Origin of the sequence: Staphylococcus sp. 8AQ, assembly GCF_902506595.1 — a bacterium.
Lineage (GTDB): Bacteria > Bacillota > Bacilli > Staphylococcales > Staphylococcaceae > Staphylococcus > Staphylococcus pasteuri.
In genome coordinates, this window is record NZ_LR733871.1 from 2,312,012 (window position 1) to 2,334,474 (window position 22,463).

At 34.4% G+C, this 22,463-nt stretch carries 16 protein-coding genes, 2 tRNA genes, 1 riboswitch and 1 other annotated feature; of the genes, 1 reads left to right on the forward strand and 17 read right to left on the reverse strand.

Annotated elements, in window-relative coordinates; genetic code table 11:
- Window positions 1-562: 562 nt before the first annotated feature.
- From GVY01_RS11295 to hutH, 16 genes are all read right to left on the reverse strand, one after another.
- On the reverse strand, window positions 563-1,354 hold the full coding sequence (locus tag GVY01_RS11295) for a two-component system regulatory protein YycI (RefSeq protein WP_017636743.1): 792 nt from the start codon (window positions 1,352-1,354) through the stop codon (window positions 563-565).
- Entirely contained in the window at window positions 1,355-2,695 is a 1,341-nt protein-coding gene (yycH, locus tag GVY01_RS11300) for a two-component system activity regulator YycH (protein ID WP_017636742.1), read from the reverse strand.
- Complete coding sequence (walK, locus tag GVY01_RS11305) at window positions 2,688-4,514, reverse strand: cell wall metabolism sensor histidine kinase WalK (protein ID WP_159333770.1); 1,827 nt, start codon at window positions 4,512-4,514, stop codon at window positions 2,688-2,690. The genes yycH and walK overlap by 8 nt, the downstream gene beginning before the upstream one ends.
- 12 nt (window positions 4,515-4,526) lie before the next feature.
- On the reverse strand, window positions 4,527-5,228 hold the full coding sequence (gene yycF / locus GVY01_RS11310) for a response regulator YycF (protein ID WP_017636740.1): 702 nt from the start codon (window positions 5,226-5,228) through the stop codon (window positions 4,527-4,529).
- Window positions 5,229-5,774: 546 nt separating this feature from the next.
- Window positions 5,775-5,847: transfer RNA gene (locus GVY01_RS11315), tRNA-Asp, on the reverse strand.
- Between the two features lie 7 nt (window positions 5,848-5,854).
- Window positions 5,855-5,929: transfer RNA gene (locus GVY01_RS11320), tRNA-Glu, on the reverse strand.
- 325 nt (window positions 5,930-6,254) lie between these two features.
- Complete coding sequence (locus tag GVY01_RS11325; RefSeq protein WP_017636739.1) at window positions 6,255-7,538, reverse strand: adenylosuccinate synthase; 1,284 nt, start codon at window positions 7,536-7,538, stop codon at window positions 6,255-6,257.
- A gap of 286 nt (window positions 7,539-7,824) precedes the next feature.
- Window positions 7,825-9,225, reverse strand: coding sequence for a replicative DNA helicase (gene dnaB / locus GVY01_RS11330; protein ID WP_017636738.1), 1,401 nt, complete (start codon window positions 9,223-9,225; stop codon window positions 7,825-7,827).
- Between the two features lie 29 nt (window positions 9,226-9,254).
- Window positions 9,255-9,701, reverse strand: a complete 447-nt coding sequence (gene rplI, locus GVY01_RS11335) for a 50S ribosomal protein L9 (RefSeq protein ID WP_017636737.1) — start codon at window positions 9,699-9,701, stop codon at window positions 9,255-9,257.
- Window positions 9,698-11,665: a DHH family phosphoesterase gene (locus GVY01_RS11340; protein ID WP_108017019.1), complete on the reverse strand. Its 1,968-nt coding sequence runs from the start codon at window positions 11,663-11,665 to the stop codon at window positions 9,698-9,700. The genes rplI and GVY01_RS11340 overlap by 4 nt, the downstream gene beginning before the upstream one ends.
- A gap of 14 nt (window positions 11,666-11,679) precedes the next feature.
- Window positions 11,680-12,621: a YybS family protein gene (locus GVY01_RS11345; protein ID WP_026083452.1), complete on the reverse strand. Its 942-nt coding sequence runs from the start codon at window positions 12,619-12,621 to the stop codon at window positions 11,680-11,682.
- Between the two features lie 139 nt (window positions 12,622-12,760).
- A complete protein-coding gene (metX, locus tag GVY01_RS11350) occupies window positions 12,761-13,726 on the reverse strand; it encodes a homoserine O-acetyltransferase MetX (RefSeq protein WP_017636734.1) in 966 nt (321 codons plus the stop codon).
- Between the two features lie 65 nt (window positions 13,727-13,791).
- Window positions 13,792-13,897: riboswitch (SAM riboswitch) on the reverse strand.
- Window positions 13,898-14,000: 103 nt separating this feature from the next.
- A complete protein-coding gene (locus GVY01_RS11355) occupies window positions 14,001-14,330 on the reverse strand; it encodes an AzlD domain-containing protein (RefSeq protein ID WP_017636733.1) in 330 nt (109 codons plus the stop codon).
- Window positions 14,327-15,019, reverse strand: a complete 693-nt coding sequence (locus tag GVY01_RS11360) for an AzlC family ABC transporter permease (protein ID WP_017636732.1) — start codon at window positions 15,017-15,019, stop codon at window positions 14,327-14,329. Before GVY01_RS11360 ends, GVY01_RS11355 begins: the two co-directional genes overlap by 4 nt.
- A 333-nt stretch (window positions 15,020-15,352) precedes the next feature.
- Window positions 15,353-16,639, reverse strand: a complete 1,287-nt coding sequence (serS, locus tag GVY01_RS11365) for a serine--tRNA ligase (RefSeq protein WP_017636731.1) — start codon at window positions 16,637-16,639, stop codon at window positions 15,353-15,355.
- Between the two features lie 84 nt (window positions 16,640-16,723).
- Window positions 16,724-16,941 (reverse strand) — a binding site (T-box leader).
- A 78-nt stretch (window positions 16,942-17,019) separates the two neighbouring features.
- A complete protein-coding gene (gene hutH, locus GVY01_RS11370) occupies window positions 17,020-18,519 on the reverse strand; it encodes a histidine ammonia-lyase (protein ID WP_017636730.1) in 1,500 nt (499 codons plus the stop codon).
- A gap of 346 nt (window positions 18,520-18,865) precedes the next feature.
- Here hutH and GVY01_RS11375 point away from each other — a divergent pair, with 346 nt between their 5' ends.
- Window positions 18,866-19,678, forward strand: a complete 813-nt coding sequence (locus tag GVY01_RS11375) for an NAD(P)H-hydrate dehydratase (protein ID WP_017636729.1) — start codon at window positions 18,866-18,868, stop codon at window positions 19,676-19,678.
- A gap of 100 nt (window positions 19,679-19,778) precedes the next feature.
- Here GVY01_RS11375 and gyrA read toward each other — a convergent pair whose 3' ends face one another.
- A complete protein-coding gene (gyrA, locus tag GVY01_RS11380; RefSeq protein ID WP_017636728.1) occupies window positions 19,779-22,454 on the reverse strand; it encodes a DNA gyrase subunit A in 2,676 nt (891 codons plus the stop codon).
- Window positions 22,455-22,463: the final 9 nt, after the last annotated feature.

Consider the following 22,463-nt stretch of genomic DNA (forward strand, 5'->3'; position numbering starts at 1 on the left):
TCTGCCAATACTCCGTTTATTAAACTACCGGTATATTGATAAATTAAATTTTTCCTATGCTCTATTTAATTAACGAAACACTAATGCAATATACGAGTAACCACATAAAAACTGCCTACAAAGTACAAACCTTTGTAGACAGTTAAACTTATATATTAATACGAAGTATTTATGGCGAAACTCCCGAGGGAACAGTACTAGTTGAAGACCTTAGAAATAATCACAGATTTATCTGTGCAGTATTTCTGGCTGAAACTGTACCCTGGGAAAGGGAGCCCCTACAATACGAAGTATTACTTTTAAAGGTTCGCCTGAGCTAAAGCTCTAAACGCTTTTCTACAGACCTGGCAGTAGCTGACTGATCATTAACTTCGTCTTTGACTAGTTACTAATCTAGTCATCCTTGCCGGGGCAAGACTAACAATAGCAAATCTGTGATTGACGGCTTTCGAAAAGCAGAGTTCTCGGCAGAAGTTCTCACGGCTCGACAAAATTTGAGAAACAATTTTGCTCTCCGTTTCGATTCTGCTCAAACTCTAAGCGCTTTTCTACAGACCTTTTACTACTTATCTATAACTTTAGGGTTGGTACTTGTGGCTTCGACGTAGTATGTTTTTGTTTTGTCTTTGCCGTTGTGTTTAACTTTGATTTCCCAGTTAGGTTGTAATAACTGAACATTTGTTTCTTTAACAACTGAATAGTAGCCTAATCGTGCGTCTATAACTTCATCATGACGTTTAAGATATCGATTGAAGTATAGGGCTTCTATTGCTTTTCTAGGGCCTATCACTTGGCTTTTACTACTATTTGAACCTTTAGCTGCTTGAATATCATTCATCATTGTTTGTTTGTAGCTAGATGCTTTATGATCATTAATATTGAACTTCAATAGTGCTTTACTATTGTTCATTATAGGATAGCCATTGTAAGTTTGTTCAAAAGTCATTGAATCAGAATTCATCTTACTCAACTGATAATTTTTACCATCAAATATATTATCTTTCATATAATTCTTAATCTCTTTTAAATTACTATCACTCACATTGACTGTACTATCTATCTCACCATTAAGTACCTTTCCAGAATCAGATGTATTCAAGCTTGAATGTTTTTTAGCATAACTTGAAAAGTTTTTAGACTGGGCAGTAATCTGTTGCATTTCTGTATCTTTCACATCTTTATTTAAGACGTCAGTGGGGACCTTAATCTCTTCTTGTTGGAAGTTAACACGATTATCACTTACCGCTTCATTAATCTGTGATTTATTAACTTTATCTATATAAATAGCAACTAAGAAGATGTTGACGAGAATAAATACGAAAATGAATAGTGTTTTTGTCAGTTTCCAGTTCATTTATTCTAGCCCCCCATCTTTAAATGCATACCATTTGCCGTCATATTCGACATACCATTGAGGCGTAAATTCGCTATTACGTTGTACTTCAATATCATCATTTTTAGGTCGGTCATCCATATTGTAACCGACTGCTATATTGGATACACGTTCAAAATCAATACTATTATTGTTAGCAAGTGCTGAGCGTACTGATTCTGCACTTTGTAATGACTTTTTATCGCCACTATTCAATATGACATCTGTTCTTAATAATGAGCGTTTGTAATCAAATACACCTTTATCGCCCCATGTCACTTGAATTTCATTTAATTTTTGAGTATTGAACGTAGGGTAACCATTTAAGAAGCGTTGATACGTTAATTCACCACTCATATTATCAGTGCTAAACAATCTATAATCTTCGTCTAAGAAACCACCATGTCCATTGATAAATTCGAATGTACCTCCAATTGTTTCTTCCATATTGGTAGAACTTTTCTCATCTTCGGACAAGTTTCTATAATGGTATTTCTCACTCTTATCGTTATAGTTAGCAACACCTGTATTATTATTGTACGTCGTCAAGCCACTTTGAGAACTACGGACGATCGTTGAATCGTTAAATAATACAGAATTCATTTTTTCTACATTAATCGTATTAAATACCATACGATAACATTTGAGATCTTTAGGTTTATCTGGTGCAAAAATATGTGTTGCTTTATCAATCGTATCTTTATTGGTAATGATTTCTGTATACTTTTGCATTTCTGAGCTAAGATTTTTTAATGATTGATTCACATCTTTACCTTTAACAGATGTCTTCATCTTAACAACCTGATGTCTATCTTTACTAATCGCATATAATATCACATGACCTTCTTGATCTTGATCAATAAGTAGTCGATTAAAGTTAAAATGATTAGGTGTCTTAGCATCTATGTTTAATACTTGGCTTAAGTAAGTTGATAACGGTAAATCATATGTGAAATCAAGAACAATAAAGTTATCGCTTAATTCAGGAATAATTAAGTTATGATTTCGTTTTAAATGTTGTACTGAATCAACATTTTTATCTTTTAATGGGCTTAAGATTTGAGATACTGCATGACCTGTTGCTGGCATACCTTTTGTTTTATCGCCATTAGATTGAACGATTTGAAATGGTGTGATGGTTTTATCCATTTTCGCACTCATTGGTTTTCCAATAGGTTTAGAATTATCTTTCTTATTATCTGATGACGTACTATCTGCATTTGATAGATCAGGTGAGAAGTTCCATACCATATAAGTTAAAACGATACTCATTAATACAAGTAGTATCAGGATAATCGTTTTGATGTATTCTTTACTATTCATCCCAATCACCATCTTCAATAATTTCACATGGTAGGGTAATGAAGATAGATGTACCTTGTCCTTCGACACTATTTGCCCAAATACGGCCGTTGTGTGCCTCAACAATCTCTTTAGAAATTGCTAATCCAAGACCTGTACCACCCATTTTACGTGTACGTGCTTTGTCGACACGGTAGAATCTATCAAAGATTTTATCTACTTTATTAATAGGAATACCGATACCATTATCTTTGATACGAATCGTCATTCTATTGTAAAGTGCATTTTGTTTCACGTGGAACTCAACGCGTTTATCACCACGTGAATATTTCATTGCATTCGTAATGACGTTATCAAATACTTGTGTCATCTTATCTGGATCTATTTCAGCAAAAATGGTTTGCTGTGGAATTTCGCGTACGAATGTTGTATCTTTAGCTGACATTTCATGTCGATTAATAATCTTGTTAATAAACATGTTAAAGTCGACAATTTCTTTCGTAATTTGATCTGATTCATTATCCATTTTAGATAATTGAAGTAAGTCATTAACGAGTCGAATCATACGTTCAGTTTCTTCACGTGTAACTGATAAGAATTGTGGTGCTAAATCATCGTCTTTCCAAGCACCTTCTTCTAGTGCTTCGATATAACTATTCATAGATGTTAATGGTGTACGTAGTTCGTGTGACACGTTAGCAACGAACTCACGACGTTCACGTTCTACTTGTTGTTGTTCTGTTACATCATGAAGTACAGCAATATAACCTGTTACAAAGCCTGTTTCTTGCACAATTGTACTGAAGTTAACACGTGCAATGATGCCTTCTTCTTCATTAATGTCTAATAAGAAGCTGTCGTTATTTTCATTAATTTCTTCTAGTGAGAATTCTTCTTCTAAGTTTAAAACACTTAACATATAGTAGCCGATAAGGTCTTCTTTAGCCATACCTAGCATTTTAAGTGCCATATCATTGGCGATACGTACACGACCACGTCTATCTGTTGCTAAGATACCGTCACTCATATGTGTGATAACAGAGTCTAGACGGCGTTTCTCACTTTCCGTATTCGCTTGTGCTTCTTGAACTCGTTTGGATAAATTATTGAATGCGAGTGCAAGTTCACCGATTTCGTCATTACCATAAATTTTAACACGTTGGGTATAGTTACCTTTAGACATCTCAACTGTCTGGTTACGCATATCGGTAATCGGTTTGGTTATCGTTCGTGCAATAAAGAAACCGAGTATGACGGTAATAAATAACGAAATAGCGGTACCTACAATAAAGATTTGATTAATATTATTCAGTTGATTGTATACGTCATTAATTTTCGATTCTATGTAAATATTGCCTATCGTTTGTTTATCAGCTTTAACAGGTATGTTATATACCCAAACCCTTTCTTTACCATTACCATAGTCTTTCAATACCATATGGTTATTACTTTGACCTAGTGATAATGCCTTTTGAACAGAGCTATCGTTTGCCTTTTGATTGATAAGATCGCGGTTAGACTGCTTCGTCGTCGCCATAATAATTTGATCTTTGTCTAAAAAACGAATTTCACCAATTTCTTGACGGTTGGCATACTCGCTCAAAAGATTTTGAATATCTTTCTGAGCGTTAACCGAACCTTTTTCGTTATAAACTTTCTCAATGCTTACATCTAATTGTTTCGCATATTGCGTAATATTCTTTTTAAAGTTATCTAATAATTCCTTTTCCAAACTATTAGTAAAATACAAACCAATAATTTGCATACCAATAATAATCAGTAAGACATATACAATGACTAGTTTCGTGTGAAGGGATTGGAGTTGTTTAAGCCACTTCATTCGACTGAACCTCTAATCATGTTGTTGGAGGAAGTATCCAACGCCTCTACGTGTCACAATATATTCAGGGTGTGATGGATCATCTTCAATTTTTTCACGTAAACGACGAATCGTTACGTCCACTGTACGTACATCTCCAAAATAATCATAGCCCCACACAGTTTGTAATAAATGTTCACGTGTCATTACTTGACCCATATGTTTAGAAAGGTAATGGAACAACTCAAATTCACGGTGTGTTAACTCGATGTCATCACCACGTTTTTTAATAGAATATGCGTCTGGATAAATGACGATATCTTTAATTGAAATTTCGTTTGTTGCATCATTCACTTCTTGTGCTGGTTGAGAATAATGACGACGTAAGTTTGCTTTCACACGGGCAATTAATTCACGTGTACTAAATGGTTTCGTCACATAGTCATCCGCACCTAATTCTAATCCTAAAACTTTATCAATTTCAGAATCTTTTGCAGTTAACATAATGATTGGCATTTCGTATTTCTTACGTACTTCACGACAAACTTCCATGCCATCTCTACCAGGTAACATGATGTCTAATAGAACGATGTCTGGTTCTTCATCATAAATTAAATCTACTGCGTCGTTACCATCGTACGCGCAAAATACATCGTATCCTTCTTTTTTAAGATTAAATTCTAAAATATCAGCAATTGGTTTTTCATCGTCGACTACCACAACTTTTCTAGCCATATATATAAACCTCATTTCTCAAAGTATAATTCTACCGTTCAACTTAGCTTCATTCGTAACGTTTGAGACCTTTCTCACGACTCAAACTATTGTGCATTGATAGCACAGTAACTACTATATAATTTACCATTTATGAACGGTTAATTCTATTTTTGTATAAAAAATTATAGAATAATATTATATATAAGTTTACCACCAAAATTGTATATCACAAAATAAGTTGAACACTTTCAGTAACCTTTAAAAACTAAATGATATCTATTTCATTATTTTGTAATATAAAAATTAAGTATAAAAGTGATTAATTCAATGTTTTACATTTCTTTAGTTGCAGTGAAAGGATAAATGTTAAGTTTCGATTGCCTATTGTCATAGAGTTGTAAAATGAGTGGATCGTAGCATGATGTGATGGGAAATTGGCTCATTTATCTATAGTGTAGAATGATGTGCGTTGCTATAGAGTAGGACAGCGAATAAGTTGATGAATGACTTTGCTAATTAATAAAAATAGACATAAAAAATGCCTACCCTCTTGGGTAGGCAATACGGTCTCGACGGGAATCGAACCCGCGATCTCCTGCGTGACAGGCAGGCGTGTTAACCGCTACACTACGAGACCTAAAAAATGGTGACTCCTACGGGACTCGAACCCGTGTTACCGCCGTGAAAGGGCGGTGTCTTAACCGCTTGACCAAGGAGCCGTTCTTAAGCACAAGATAGATTATAGCATAGCCGTTATTTACATGACAAGCTATTTTTTCACATAAATATAACATTATTTTTGAAATGTTAATAAAGGAGAAATATTGCTATAAAAGTGTTGATAGACTTATGACTATTTGAAAATGACTTACTTGAATTGAATATGTGTATATACAATGGCATTGAATTGAAATGATTTAATCATGCTCCCTCATTACCACAAATTTTAATTGTTTATTTAAACAGGAAAAAACCGATTCGCTTTTATGGACGAATCGGTTTTTTTCAAAATATTAGAGTATAAAATTTATTGTTGTCTAACTTTTACCATAATTTTTCTAATAGGTTTGTTTGTTCACGGTCTGGACCAACTGAGAAGATTGAAATGTGCACGCCACATAATTCAGAAATACGTTCTAAATATTTACGTGCATTTTCAGGTAATTCTTCTAAACTGCGACAACCCGTAATATCTTCTGTCCAACCTGGTAACTCTTCGAAGATTGGTTTACAACGTTGTAATTGATCTAGGTTTGCAGGATATTCAGTAATTTTTTCACCGTCTAATTCATAAGCAGTACAAATTTTAACTGTATCTAAACCTGTTAAAACATCAATTGAGTTAATAGATAAGTCTGTGATACCACTCACACGACGTGAATGACGTAATACTACTGAGTCGAACCAACCTACACGACGAGGACGTCCTGTTGTTGTACCATATTCACGACCAACTTCTCTAATATGATGTCCATCTTCATCAAATAATTCAGTAGGGAATGGGCCATCACCAACACGTGATGTATATGCTTTACAAACACCAATTACTTTAGACACGTAAGTTGGGCCTACACCTGTACCTACAGTTACGTTACCTGCTACTGGGTTACTTGAAGTTACGAATGGGTATGTACCATGGTCGATATCTAACATAACACCTTGTGCACCTTCGAATAATACTTTCTCATCCGCAACAAATGCATCATCTAATATTTTAGGTGTATCTGTAACGAATTCTTTTAAACGTTGACCTGCAGCATAATATTCTTCAAACATATCTTCAAAGCTAGGGCATGTTTCGTTAAACATACCTTTGAAATATGCTGATTTATATGCAATATTTTCTTTTAGACGTCTTTCGAAAGTTTCTTTTTCCATTAGGTCTCCCATACGGATACCAATTCGTTGTGCTTTATCTACGTATGCTGGGCCGATACCTTTTTTCGTTGTACCGATTTTATTATCACCACGAAGACGCTCTTCAAATTCGTCTTGTGCGATATGATAAGGTAAAATCACTTGCGCGCGGTTTGAAATACGTAAGTTATCTGTTGAGATACCACGTTCATTTAAACCGTCTAATTCTTTAAGTAATGCAACTGGATCTACAACTACACCATTACCAATTACTGCTAATTTATCTTTATAAAAGATACCTGATGGTACTAAATGTAATTTATATGTTTCTCCACCAAATTGAATGGTATGTCCTGCGTTATTACCACCTGAAAAACGTGCAATAACATCTGCTTGCTCTGCTAAGAAATCAGTAATTTTACCTTTACCTTCGTCTCCCCATTGTGTCCCAACTACTACGATTGATGACATATGAGCACCTCCAAATTTTTCTCATTTAACCATGAAGTATTTTACCAATATAAATACCATATTGCAAATAAAAATCGAACATTAATTTTGGGCAACATGATTTACCTTTTAAGAAAATATATAATCTTCAAAAGTCTGATAAACCCTTTAAGTAAAGTATTTTAGAGTAATTAACTAAAAATCAATATACAAACTTATACATAATATAAAGCTAATAGACAAAATAAAAACCGTACAATAAAACTAGAATTAATTTTATCGTACGGAAATTTATTTGTAATATTTTTTATCCCATTTCTGCATGAGCATAATCAATATCAGTAAATTTATTATATTGTTTCATGAAGTGTAGTTTAACGGTACCGGTTGGGCCGTTACGTTGTTTAGCGATGATGATTTCAATTTCACCATTATCATCATTAGTTTGTGGTTCAAAGCTTGAATCATCGTCATCATCCTCATCTTCACCACGATTATAATAATCATCACGGTATAAGAAAGCGACGATATCAGCATCTTGCTCGATAGAACCTGATTCACGAATATCACTCATCATTGGTCGTTTATCTTGTCGTTGTTCCACACCACGTGATAACTGACTCAATGCGATAACTGGACATTCTAATTCACGAGCAATAGCTTTAAGCGTACGTGAGATTTCAGATACTTCTTGTTGACGGTTGTCTGAGAATCTTGAACCACTACCTTGTATTAATTGAAGATAGTCAATCACAATCATATCTAAACCGTGTTCTTGTTTAAGTCGACGGCATTTAGAACGTATATCATTGATTCGAATACCTGGCGTGTCATCGATAAATATTTTAGTTCGGGATAACTTACCGACTGCAATAGTAAATCTGTTCCAGTCTTCTTCCGTCATAGTACCAGTTCTCAAACGGTTAGAGTCGACATTACCTGAACTACAAATCATACGTGTAGCTAATTGGTCTGCACCCATCTCTAGTGAGAAGATTCCAACAGTATATAAATCTTCATGTGTCGCTACCTTTTGTGCAATATTAAGCGCGAAGGCAGTCTTACCTACAGATGGACGTGCCGCTAATATAATCAAATCATTTCGGTTAAATCCTGCTGTCATTTGGTCTAAATCACGGTAGCCTGTTGGTATACCTGGTGTTTGACCACTATTTTGATCGAGTTCTTCCGCAGTTTCATACACTTTACCTAATACGTCTCTAATATCTTGAAAACCATCACTCTCACGTGTGGATGACAATTCTAAAATACGTCGTTCCGCATCACTTAAAATAGTATCTAATTCTAATTCATCATTATATCCATCATTAGCAATACTATCTGCAGTTTGAATTAACTTACGTTTAAGCGCGTGTTTGAATACGATATCCGTATAATACTGAACGTTTCTTGTAGTAGGTACGTTTGTAGATAATTCTGCAAGATATTGCGGACCACCCGCTTCACTTAAACTTCCTTCAGTTGTAAGTTGATCCATCAACGTCACAACATCAATTTCTTTGTTATCTTCATTTAAGTGCATCATCGCACGGAAAATGTGTTGATGGGCGCCTCTATAAAATGACTCAGGAAGTAACACTTCCTGAGTTGTATTAATCAATTCTGGATCAATAATAATGGCACCTAAGACAGATTGTTCGGCTTCGTTGCTATGTGGCATTTGATTTTGCTCGTACATATTATCCATTATTGATCACACCTCTATTTCAATCCAACTTATTGTTCTACTGTATGCACACGAATTGTACCTTCAACTTCTTTGTCTAATTTAACAGGTACGTTTGTATAACCTAATGTGTGGATACCTTGTGGTAAATCCATTTTACGTTTATCAAGTTTAATATCATGTTGATCTTTAAGTGCTTGAGCAATTTGTTTCGTACTTACTGAACCAAATAATTTGCCGCCTTCACCAGTTTTAGCAGATACTTCAACTTCGATATTTGCTAATTTTTCTTTTAATGCTTTTGCATCTTCAATCTCTTGTTGTCTATCTGCTTCAGCACGTTTATTTTGTTGTTCTAATTGTTTTAAGTTACCAGGAGTCGCTTCTACAGCGTAATTATTTTTTAATAAGAAATTATTTGCATAACCTACTGGTACATCTTTAACTTCGCCTTTTTTACCTTTACCTTTAACATCTTGTGTAAAAATTACTTTCATGCGTTTTCACTCCTACTCATTTGTTCTGTTATAGCTTGTTGTAATTGTGCGATAGCCTCTTCAACTGAGACACCTTTTAATTGAGTCGCTGCGTTAGTTAAGTGTCCACCGCCACCTAAGGCTTCCATAGTTAACTGAACGTTAACAGCACCTAATGAACGGGCAGATATACCAACTAAATTATCTTCACGTTTCGCGACTACATAAGAAGCTTCTATACCTTCTAAACTTAACAACTCATCGGCTGCTTGTGCAACTGTAACAGGATGATAAATCTTATCGTCAGATCCATGGGCAATTGCAACGCCATTATCTTGTACTTCTACTGTTCTAATTAATTCAGAACGATTAATGTACGTATCGACATCATCTTTTAAGAAGTGTTGCGTTAAGATTGTATCTGCACCATGAGCACGTAAATAGCTTGCCGCATCAAACGTTCTTGAACCTGTACGTAATGTGAAGTTACGTGTATCTACAATAATACCAGCATACATTACAGTTGATTCAAGTCGTGTTAATCGTTGTTCTGTCGGTTGATATTCTAATAACTCTGTTACAAGTTCTGCTGTTGAACTTGCGTAAGGTTCCATATATACCAATAAAGGATTAGAAATAAAGCTTTCGCCTCGTCTATGGTGATCAATGACTACTTTACGGTTAGCTTTGTTTAATACATTTTCATCTAAGACCATTTCTGGTTTATGTGTATCAACGACAACGACTGTTGTTTTCGAAGTCATCATGTCCCATGCATCATCTGACGTAATGAAACGTTCTTTAAGTTCTGGTTTCTTATCAATTTCATCCATAACACGACGCAATGTTGGGTCGATATCTGATTCATTTAACACAACATAAGCTTCTAAATTATTCATTAATGCAAATCTAGATACACCGATTGCTGCGCCTATAGCGTCTAAGTCTGGTCGTTTATGTCCCATAACGATAACTTTATCGCCTTCAGTTAAGATATCTTTTAATGCATGTGAAATAACTCGCGCTCTTACGCGTGTACGTTTTTCCATTGGGTCAGTCTTACCACCATAGAAACGCACGTTACCATTCATATTTTTAATAGCAACTTGGTCACCACCACGGCCTAATGCTAAGTCTAAGCCTGATTGTGATAATTCACCAAGGTCAATAAGATTTTCAGTACCTTCACCAACACCTATACTTAATGTAAGTTGGGCGCGGTAGCCGACACTTTTTTCACGTAATTGACTTAGAATATTGAAATTTGAGTTTTCAATTTCTGCTAAAATCTTTTGGTTTAAATATGCTACGAATTGATCTGAATTATAACGTTTAAAGAAGATACCATATTCTGAAGTCCATCTGCTGATTACTCGTGTAACCATAGAGTTAATTTCAGAACGTTGTGTATCGTTCATATTTTGCGTGATTTCATCGTAGTTATCTAAGAATAATGTCATGATAATTGGTTTAGAATCTTCATATAACTGATTAGTTTGTACCTCTTCTGTAATATTAAAGAAGTATAAACAATGTTCATTATCAGAATAACGTACTCTGAAATGATAATTTTCGTGTTCAATTTCAATTTCTTGAACTTTCTCTAATTGCTTTAAAATATTGGGAAATACTTCATTAACCGATTCTGAAATCACGTTTGTTGTTAGATGTTCAGACATAAATTGGTTAACCCATTCAATATGGTCATTTTCATCTAATACAATCATCCCGATTGGCAAGTGTTTAATTGCCTTATTACTACTCGTTGTAATATGGCCACTTAAATCATCCACGTAATTGTCCATTTTCATAAAAGCTTGTCTCAACAAGAATCCACTAGCAATTAACATCACTAGTAGTACCCCTGCCGCTATACCTGCGATAATTTGGTTAAATATAAACCAAACGACGACTAAAGCAATGGCTGTTAATGCCATTACAATAAAAGGTATGAGCAAAGCTTTTTTAGTGGATTGACGGTTCATTTTTCCACCTCTCATCACTTTTTATTATTATTGTTATTCATTAGTTGTTTTAAATTAATACATAAATCAATGACACCAATTAATCCTACAATGTGTGTCATAGGTGTTAATAATGTTCCTAAAATCATTAATATAACTGTTACTACATTCGGTAATCGTTTCGCTTTCCCGAAGAAATGAATGACGCTCATCCCTTGAATGTACATCACTAATGATAACACAACTTCAAAGTTCAAAACGATACTCTGGAAAGTATTTGGTTGAGTCGCAAACATCACGCAAATTAAATCAATAATATAGATTGTTAATAGCGTACGATTCATTTGCCAAGCAAATAATGGCTTGAATATAGGCGTCGCTACTTTGAATTTACGTAGGATTGGAAATGTTATAATCAGATTAATTAAAACGATAAGGAAAACGATAATAATGAGATAACTTGGGAGTTGGACCGTCATTTTGCGGATGCTTTCTTCAAGCATCTGTCTATAATCAGCATTTGCTCCACTTGTTAATAAAACGTTATGTACGGTTTCTTTAACAGGGTTAACTAATGCGGTTGCTCTTGGTATTTTTTCAAATACTTGTAATAACATGAATCCTATCAATGTCATTAAGCTTAGAGATACCGTTGTTACATATAAAATTCTTTCTTTTGTTGCTCTTTCCTTAAGTAATTGTCCAATGATTAAACTTGTTAAAATCACTAGAACCATGATACTTAAGACGAATGTATTACCTAATAAGGTTGTAATTATAACTGTTACTAAAGCACTAATTCCAAATGATTGAATAGATTTATTCCATAACACGACACCTGGGATTGTTGCAAATAAACATAAAATTAAGCCGAGAATAGGTAATACATGTGTTACTAAAGCTACTATCGCTAATACTAAAGTCCCTATAATAGTTGCTTTAGGTTGTATTTTTGAAAACACACACGCCACTCCCATACTTTTTTTGACTATAACTACTATTTTAACCTCTTTGAAAAAAATAAACAATAAAGTACTATAGTCATTTACGAAGGGTGATTTCTCGCATGCTTCCTATTAAAAATATTTATTCTAATTACTACTTCAAGTTAGTTAACTAACGTCTTATTTGTTTTAAATTTAAAAAGTAATATAGATTAGGTGCCCAAGTTTCAAAGTTTAGTAAAAAGCCATCATGTCCAACATTATCTGGTACGAAAATGTGACGATGATATTTAAATCGTTGCCCGGCAGCTAACACTTGGTCGTCAGGGTATAATAAATCATCAATAAATCCCATTGTTAAGACTTTAGTATCTAGTGATTTGAACACTTCATCAACATCATCTCTACCTCTATCAATATTATGACTATCTAAGACATCTAGCAGTGTTAAATAGCATGATAAATCAAATGATTCTTTGAATTTATCTCCTTGATGTTGTTGGTAATTGACAACTTCTTCTGGAGTGAATCGCTGATCATAACTTTTCGAAGAACGATAAGTTAAGAATCCTAATTGACGAGCAATACTTAAACCTTCCTTGCCTCCGATATGAATGGCTTGTCTTGCAATTTCATTAAATGCTCGACTATATGATGACGTTTTTTCAGTAGCGGCTAGTATGACCGCTTTATTCACAGGAAAACGTTGATTATAAAGAAATTCTAACGCTTGCATACCACCTAAGCTTCCACCAATCAATATATCAATTTTATTAAATCCTAATGCTGCTATCCCTTTTTCAAGGGCACGAACTATATCTCTTAATGTTAAATGATTAGGAAAGTACTTATCGTTAAATTTTGAACTTGAACCAAACGGACTGCCAATGACGTTAAATGTTAAAAATTGATAATCATTAATTGGCATATATCCACCATCAATAATTTCACGCCACCAACCTGGATTGTCATTAGTACCATATGTTAAATGATTACCAGTTAGCGCATGACAGACCAGTACTAATGGTTGTCCAGGATAACCTACATGTTCATATCTTAGTTTCAAATCTTGTATTGTTTCTCCTGACTCAGTCGTGAATTCGCCTAAATGTAATGTATCAACAATATAATTCGACATATATCAATCCATCCTCCTTTAAATAAAAAAGCTTCTTACTCTTTGAAAAGTAAGAAGCGGTTCAGTACTTATCATTCGAGTAATCGTTGGTTTTAGCACCGTACTCTTAATATTTGTAGCCGGTTGCTGAAGCGTCTACGGGCCAAGTCCCTCAACTTCTCTGAATAAGGTTTTATGATTAAGTTTTTAAGAAAAACGATAATTATCAAAATATTCTAATTACTTAAAGTTTAACTAACTCGAATTTGAAATTCAATATGATACGAAGAAAATGTTAAATAAAATATCTTAAAATCGCTATAAAGGCAATACCACCTAAAATAGTCCAAGTTAGACTTCTCGTTAAAATTGCTAAAAGTACTGTAGGTATAAGAGCAATAATGAATGGAATATTTAAAGTGTATCCTACACTACCCTCATGTTGTTGAATGATGCCGTCTAAAACGAGTGCTGTAAAAAGTGTAATAGGAATAAATGAAAGCCATCGTATCACAACATCTGGCAAACTAACTCGTGAAATCATCATAAATGGAATAATTCTAACCAATAGTGTAACTACACCACATAATATGATTACAACTAACATATGCGTATCTGTCATCATCTATCCATCACCACCCCAAGTGCAGAAGCGACGACTGCTGAAATAATAATCGCTACATATGATGGCATAACAAAGCTTAATGCTAGCATCATCACAATAACGAATAGAATTAAAACAAGATAAATATTAATTTTAGATTTCTTAACCGATTCAAATTGAGCGATACCTAAGAAGATGAACATAGCAGTAATAGCAAAGTCTAGTCCTAACATTTCTGGGTTGGAAATATATTTTCCAAAGAGCGCCCCAACCACACATGAAAATGTCCAAAATAAATATGCAGTAATATTTAATCCATGTAACCATCGATCATTAATTGATTCTCCCTTTAAATATGGCGTGATGGCAACACCAAATGTTTCATCGGTTACGAGTGACCCTAAACCAACTCTATTCCATAAACTATAAGATTTATAATTGGGTGCTAAAGTCATACTCAATAGAAACATGCGTGAATTCACAATAAATGTTGTTAATACTATCGCAGTTATAGGTGTACCCGCAATTACTAAAGCACAAATAATAAATTGGGCAGCACCTGCATAAATAATTAAACAAAGTAAAATAATTTCTAACAAACTAAACTTTTGAGATGCGGCAACAATTCCAAACGAAATACCTACGCCTGCATATCCAAATAAAGTTGGAATACATTCTTTCACGCCTTGTCTAAATGTGAGATGTGTCATATATGTATGTGTCGCCCCCTTTTTTCACTCTATTTATAAGATCGTAAATAATAAATTCAAGTCTAATATACAATTCACAAAACGGCAATATTTTTAGACTACTGTATGTGTGACGTTAGACAAACTTCCTTTTACAAACGTTGTCATAACGATATTTAATATATGACAGAATTTTCAATAAATATTTAGACTTACCCGCATATAATTACAGATATTTTTTTAAATTTAATGCTCCCCTACCCCACTTCATATATAAAATGGCATAAAAAAATACGTGGCAATGATGGCTCTTCATTACCACGCATGTTTACTATTTATTCGCAAACAATCTTATTATTTAGTTGGCTTTTGAATGTGAGTTTTACCACCCATGAATGGTACTAAGGCTTCAGGGATTGTTACAGTACCATCTTCATTTTGGTAGTTCTCAACGATTGCTGCGAATGTACGACCTACAGCTAAACCACTACCATTTAACGTATGCGCTAATTCAGGTTTAGCTGCATTATCACGTTTGAAACGGATATTTGCACGACGTGCTTGGAAATCAGTACAGTTTGAGCAAGAACTAATTTCTTTGTAATCATTGTAGCTTGGTAACCATACTTCTAAGTCATATGTTTTACTAGCACTGAATCCGATATCTCCAGTACAAAGAATCACACGACGGTATGGTAAACCTAATTCTTCTAAGATAGCTTCAGCGTTTGATGTCATTTCTTCTAAAGCATCCCAAGAATCTTCAGGTTTTTCGAAACGTACCATTTCAACTTTATCGAATTGATGTAAACGAATTAAACCTCTTGTATCTCTACCAGCTGAACCCGCTTCACTACGGAAACATGCAGATTGTCCAGTGAATTTTTCAGGTAATACGCCTGGTTGAATAATTTCATCACGGTAGAAGTTAGTTAAAGGTACTTCAGCAGTTGGGATTGTGTATAATCCTTCTTTTTCTACTTTAAATAAGTCTTCTTCGAATTTAGGTAATTGGCCTGTACCAAACATAGTATCAGAGTTAACTAATTGAGGAACCATCATTTCAGTGTAACCATGTTGAGTTGTATGTTTAGTAATCATATAGTTCATTAAAGCACGTTCTAATTGTGCGCCATCTCTTGTTAAGTATACGAAACGTGCACCAGAGATTTTAGCAGCACGATCAAAATCAGCCATTTTAAGATCTTCTACGATATCCCAGTGAGCTTTAGCTTCAAAATCAAATTCACGTGGTGTACCCCATTTTTTAACTTCAATATTTTCTTCATCTGAATCACCTTGAGGTACATCATCATTGATAAGGTTAGGAATACGGACAAGAATGTCAGTCATTTTATTATCAATTTCATTTAATTGTGTATCATATTCTTTAATATCATCACCTAATTGACGCATTTCAGCAATAACGTCATCAGCGTTTTCTTTATTACGTTTCTTCTGAGCAATTTCTTCACTTACTTTATTACGTTGTGCTTTCATTTCTTCTGTCTTGCTAATTAAAGTACGACGTTTTTCGTCTAATTCTAATACTTCATCGACTACTTTAGGGTCGTCTCCTCTTAATTCAATTTTGCTCTTAACTCTATCTGGCTCAGTTCTAAAAAGTTTAATATCTAACATGAAACCTTCATCCTTTCCCATTTCCTATAATTTATATTTAGCGTGACAACTATGTATAAAAGCATACAAAAAGACCACGCCCCAACAAGGGACGTGGTCTACGCGTTGCCACCCTATTTAACAAACAAAGAAAATATCTAACAAAGATATTACTTTATCTGCACTTAACTAAAATAACGGTTATTCACCGGTTGTTCACTATATGTAGGTAGATTCACATTAAAGTGGATTACTTGTTCTCACTAACCACAAGCTCTCTGAAATCCATCATTAATACTACTTGGCCTACGAACAATATTTTATTAACTTACTCACAATATAGCAAAGTTTTTTGTAATTTTCAAGTTATTTTAAAATTCAATAATTTTATTTAACTGATCTTAATGATATGCACTATCTTTTAGATACTGGGATACAGCTTCTATATCTTTATGGAATTGTCTGTCTTGTTTAATAGATGGCACAATATTTCTATATTCGTCATATTTAGCACGTGTTTTTGGTGATAATCCTTCTATACCTTTAAGTTCGACAGCTTGTAAGGCAATAATACATTCAATTGCAATAACTCTTCTCGCATTTTCAATCATTTGATAACCGTGTCTTGAGGCGATAGTTCCCATTGAAACATGGTCTTCTTGGTTAGCTGAAGAAGGGATAGAATCTACACTCGCTGGATGAGCTAATGTTTTATTTTCAGAAACTAAACTTGCTGCTGCATATTGCATAATCATCGCACCACTTTGTAATCCAGGCTCTGGACTTAAAAATGCTGGTAAATCTCCATTAAGTTGTGGATTAACTAAACGTTCAACACGTCGCTCAGAAACGTTTGCTAGTTCGCTCACACCTAGTTTTAAATGATCTAAAGCAAATGCAATCGGTTGGCCATGGAAATTACCTCCAGAAATAACTGTAGTTTCACCATCTTCTTCAAATATAAGAGGATTATCATTAGCGGCATTCATTTCAAACTCTAACTTTTCTTTTACATAGTTAAACACTTGATAGCTAGCGCCATGAATTTGTGGAATGCAACGTAAAGAGTATGCATCTTGAACGCGAATTTCAGCTTGTCTTGTCGTTAATTGAGAATCTGATAACCAGTCACGCATACGTGCAGCTACATCAACCTGTTCTTGACTATTTCTAACGGTATGCACTCTATGGTCATATGCATCAATGATACCGTTTAATGCTTGGTGCGTTAATGAAGCAACCCATTCTGCTTGGTATCCTAAATCTTCCGCTTCTATATAGTTGATAACGCCTTGAGCTGTCATAGCTTGTGTTCCATTGATTAAAGCTAATCCTTCTTTTGCTTGTAAATGTAATGGTGTTCTTCCTAATTCATTTAAGACATACCGACTGTCTACTTCTTCATTTTTATAATATACAAGACCTTCACCGATAAGCGCTAACGCTAAATGAGATAAAGGCGCTAAGTCACCAGAAGCTCCTAATGAACCTTGTTGCGGAATCACAGGTATAATACGTTCATTAATAAAATATTGTAATTGATCAACTAATTCTAGTGTTACACCGGAATGTCCTTTTAATAATGTATTTAAACGTAAAATCATCATAACGAGCGATACTTCTTCAGAAAAAGGTTCACCCATACCACATGCATGTGAACGTATTAAATTGACTTGTAAATCATTATATTGCGTAGAATCAATACGCACATCACTAAATAGACCGAAACCAGTTGTAATACCATAAATCGTTTCATTATTATTAATAATTCCTTCTACTACACTTCTACTTTTTTTAACTCTTTCTAATGCTTCTTCTGTAATTTCAATTTTTAAATCTTGGTGTAATAATTGTTTGATATCTTCAATCGTTAAAGCATCTCCATTTAAAAATAAAGTCATAGAAACAGCTCCCTTTTTGTAGAATTAAAACTTCTATTAGTAAAAAGTATACGTTTTCATTTTTACATAAACAATACCTTTTATAATTTTTGTATTACATTACCAATTTAATTATTTAATACGCTAAAATATTTTAATTTTGATGTATGAGGTAGACTGTGATATTTCTTAAATACCTATTGACGAAAGTCTATTACAGGTATAGTATTTTCTATTGTATTTGAAATGAGTAAGCCTTTTTCATAAGTAAATGTATTAGGCTACAACTATATATTAATTAAAAATTTGAACCCGGTAAGTACTGTTAAATCAAATAGATAATACCGGTAAAAGGAGGTTTAGGTAGATGGAAACTTTAGATACGGTTAATATCCCCAAAAGAAAAGAAGATACTCATAAAGGCGATTACGGTAAAATTCTATTAATTGGTGGCTCTGCCAATTTAGGCGGTGCAATTATGTTAGCAGCACGTGCATGTGTATTCAGTGGTAGTGGATTAATCACTGTTGCGACGCATCCAACAAACCATGCAGCATTACATTCTAGATGTCCAGAAGCCATGGTAATTGATATTAATGACACTAAGATGCTTACTAAAATGATAGAAATGACTGATAGTATCTTAATTGGTCCAGGACTTGGCGTAGACTTTAAAGGGAATAATGCGATTACTTTCCTACTACAAAATATTCAACCTCATCAGAATTTAATCGTCGATGGTGATGCAATTACTATCTTTAGTAAACTTAAACCTCAATTACCATCATGTCGTGTTATCTTCACGCCTCATCAAAAGGAATGGGAACGATTAAGTGGTATTCCAATTGATGAACAAACATATGAACGTAACCGTGAAGCGGTAAATCAATTAGGAGCTACAGTGGTACTTAAAAAACATGGTACTGAGATATTCTTTAGAAATGAAGATTATAAATTAGCTATCGGTAGTCCAGCAATGGCTACTGGTGGTATGGGTGATACACTAGCTGGTATGATTACTAGTTTTGTAGGACAATTTGATAGTATTAAAGAAGCGGTAATGAGTGCCACATATACACATAGTTATATTGGCGAAAAGTTATCAGAAAAGATGTATGTGGTACCACCATCTCGTTTAATTAATGAAATCCCATTTGCTATGAAGCAATTAGAAGAATAGGATATAAGATATTTCTTAAAGTCTTATTTCAATCATATATAACACAAAATAAGACTTCCCTTATTATAGGGAAGTCTTATTTTTAGTCTATATTTTAATTTTATTCTTCTTCATTATCTTCGTCTGAATCATTTTCAATGTCTTCATTGACACGATCCATAAAGTCTTGTCTTACATCGATACGTTTATCGTTATCTGAATTATCTTGTTCTTCGTCAGTAACTTCTGTTTGAATAGCTTGACCAGGTGCGCCACCTTCAATGACTTCTTCATTGCTAGGTCCAGTTTGATCATTTTGAGTACTTTCTTCGTTCTCATCTTCTACATCTGCTTCGTCTTCTTGTTTTACTTTAGCAACTGTAGAAACGAATTGTTCGTTACCTAAACGCATAAGTCTAACACCCTGTGCAGAACGTCCATTTTGAGAAATATCATGTACATCAAGACGAATGATCACACCTGCGTTTGTTACAACCATTAAGTCTTCTTCACCTGTTACTGTAGTAATACATACGATATTACCATTACGTTCTGTAATCGTTGCAGTTTTAATACCTTTACCACCACGATTAGATAATCGGTATTCACTAACTGGTGTACGTTTACCGTAACCATTTTCAGTAACAACTAACACTTCGTCTTCGCTATTAGCATGAGCAACGTCTAAGCCAACAACTTCATCACCTTCACGTAAGGTAATACCTTTCACACCTGCTGCTGTACGACCAAGTGGACGTAACGCTTTTTCAGAGAAGCGAATTAATGATGCATGTGCTGTACCGATAAGGATATCTTCTTCACCATCTGTCAGTCTAACCGCTATTAACTCATCATCTTCTTTAAAGTTAATCGCGATTTTACCGTTTTTGTTAATACGAGAGAAATTACTTAATGATGAACGTTTAACGATACCTTTACGTGTAGCAAACACTAAGTAGTTATCTTCTCTTTCTAAGTCTTTAACAGCTATCATTGTACTAATACTTTCATCATTTTCAAGTTCAATGGCATTCACAATTGGAATACCTTTAGATTGACGAGAAAGTTCTGGTACTTCATAGCCTTTAAGTTTGTATACGCGTCCTTTATTTGTAAAGAATAAGACGTTATCGTGTGTACTTAACGTAACCAATTGACTCACGAAGTCTTCTTCTAAAGTATTCATACCTTGTACACCACGACCGCCACGGTTTTGTGCACGATATGTAGATACAGGGAGACGTTTAATATAGTTATTATGACTTAGAGTAATAACAATTTGTTCTTCTGGGATTAAGTCTTCATCTTCAATGTCATCTAAGCCACCAAGTTGAATTTCTGTACGACGTTCGTCACCGTAACGTTCTTTAACCTCTGTTAGTTCGTCACGAACTAATTGTAATAACACTTCTTCGTCCGCTAGAATAGCTTCTAATTCATCGATGTATGCTAATAAATCGTTATATTCTGATTCAATTTTGTCTCTTTCTAAACCAGTCAGACGTCTTAAACGCATGTCTAAGATGGCTTGTGCTTGTCGTTCAGACAATTTAAATCGTTCTTGCAAGCTTTCCATAGCTACTTTATCTGTTTCAGACTCACGAATTGTCGTAATAATTTCATCGATATGATCTAGCGCTATACGTAAACCCTCTAAAATATGCGCACGATCTTTGGCTTTTCTTAAGTTATATTCAGTACGTCTACGTACGACTGTTTTTTGATGTTCTAAGTAGTGTACTAATGCTTCTTTAAGATTGATTAGTTTAGGTCTGCCATTAACTAGGGCAATCATATTCACACCAAATGATGTTTGTAATGGTGTTTGTTTATATAAGTTATTTAATATAACGCTGGCATTTGCATCTTTACGAATATCAATAACAACTCTTACACCTGTACGTAAACTTGTTTCATCACGTAAATCAGTAATACCATCGATTTTCTTATCACGAACAAGTTCAGCAATTTTCTCTATCATACGTGCCTTGTTTACTTGGAAAGGTATTTCTGTAACTACGATACGTTGACGACCGCCACCACGTTCTTCGATTTCAGCACGTGAACGCATTTGTATAGAACCTCTACCTGTTTCATAAGCACGTCTAATACCACTTTTACCTAAGATAAGACCTGCAGTAGGAAAATCAGGACCTTGGATATCTTCCATTAATTCGCTAATAGAGATGTCTGGATTCTTACTTAAACTTAAGACACCATCAATGACTTCAGTTAAATTATGTGGTGGTATATTTGTTGCCATACCAACCGCGATACCTGCAGCACCGTTTACTAATAAGTTAGGGAAACGAGCAGGTAAGACTGACGGCTCTCTTTCATTACCATCATAGTTATCAATAAAATCAATTGTATCTTTATTGATGTCACGTAAAAGTTCTAAAGTGATTTTAGTCATACGTGCTTCGGTATAACGCATGGCAGCAGCTCCATCACCATCCATAGAACCAAAGTTACCTTGTCCATCAACTAATGGATAACGATAACTGAATTCTTGTGCCATTCTTACCATTGCTTCATAAATTGATGAGTCACCATGGGGGTGATATTTACCCATTACGTCCCCAACAATACGTGCTGATTTTTTATAAGATTTGTCTGGTGTCATACCTTGTTCATTTAATCCGTATAAAATACGACGATGAACTGGTTTCAATCCGTCTCTGACGTCTGGCAATGCACGAGAAACGATAACACTCATTGCATAGTCTAAAAATGATTCGCGCATTTCATTGGTTATATTTCGTTCATTAATTCTTGATTGAGGTAATTCAGCCATCAAGAGATC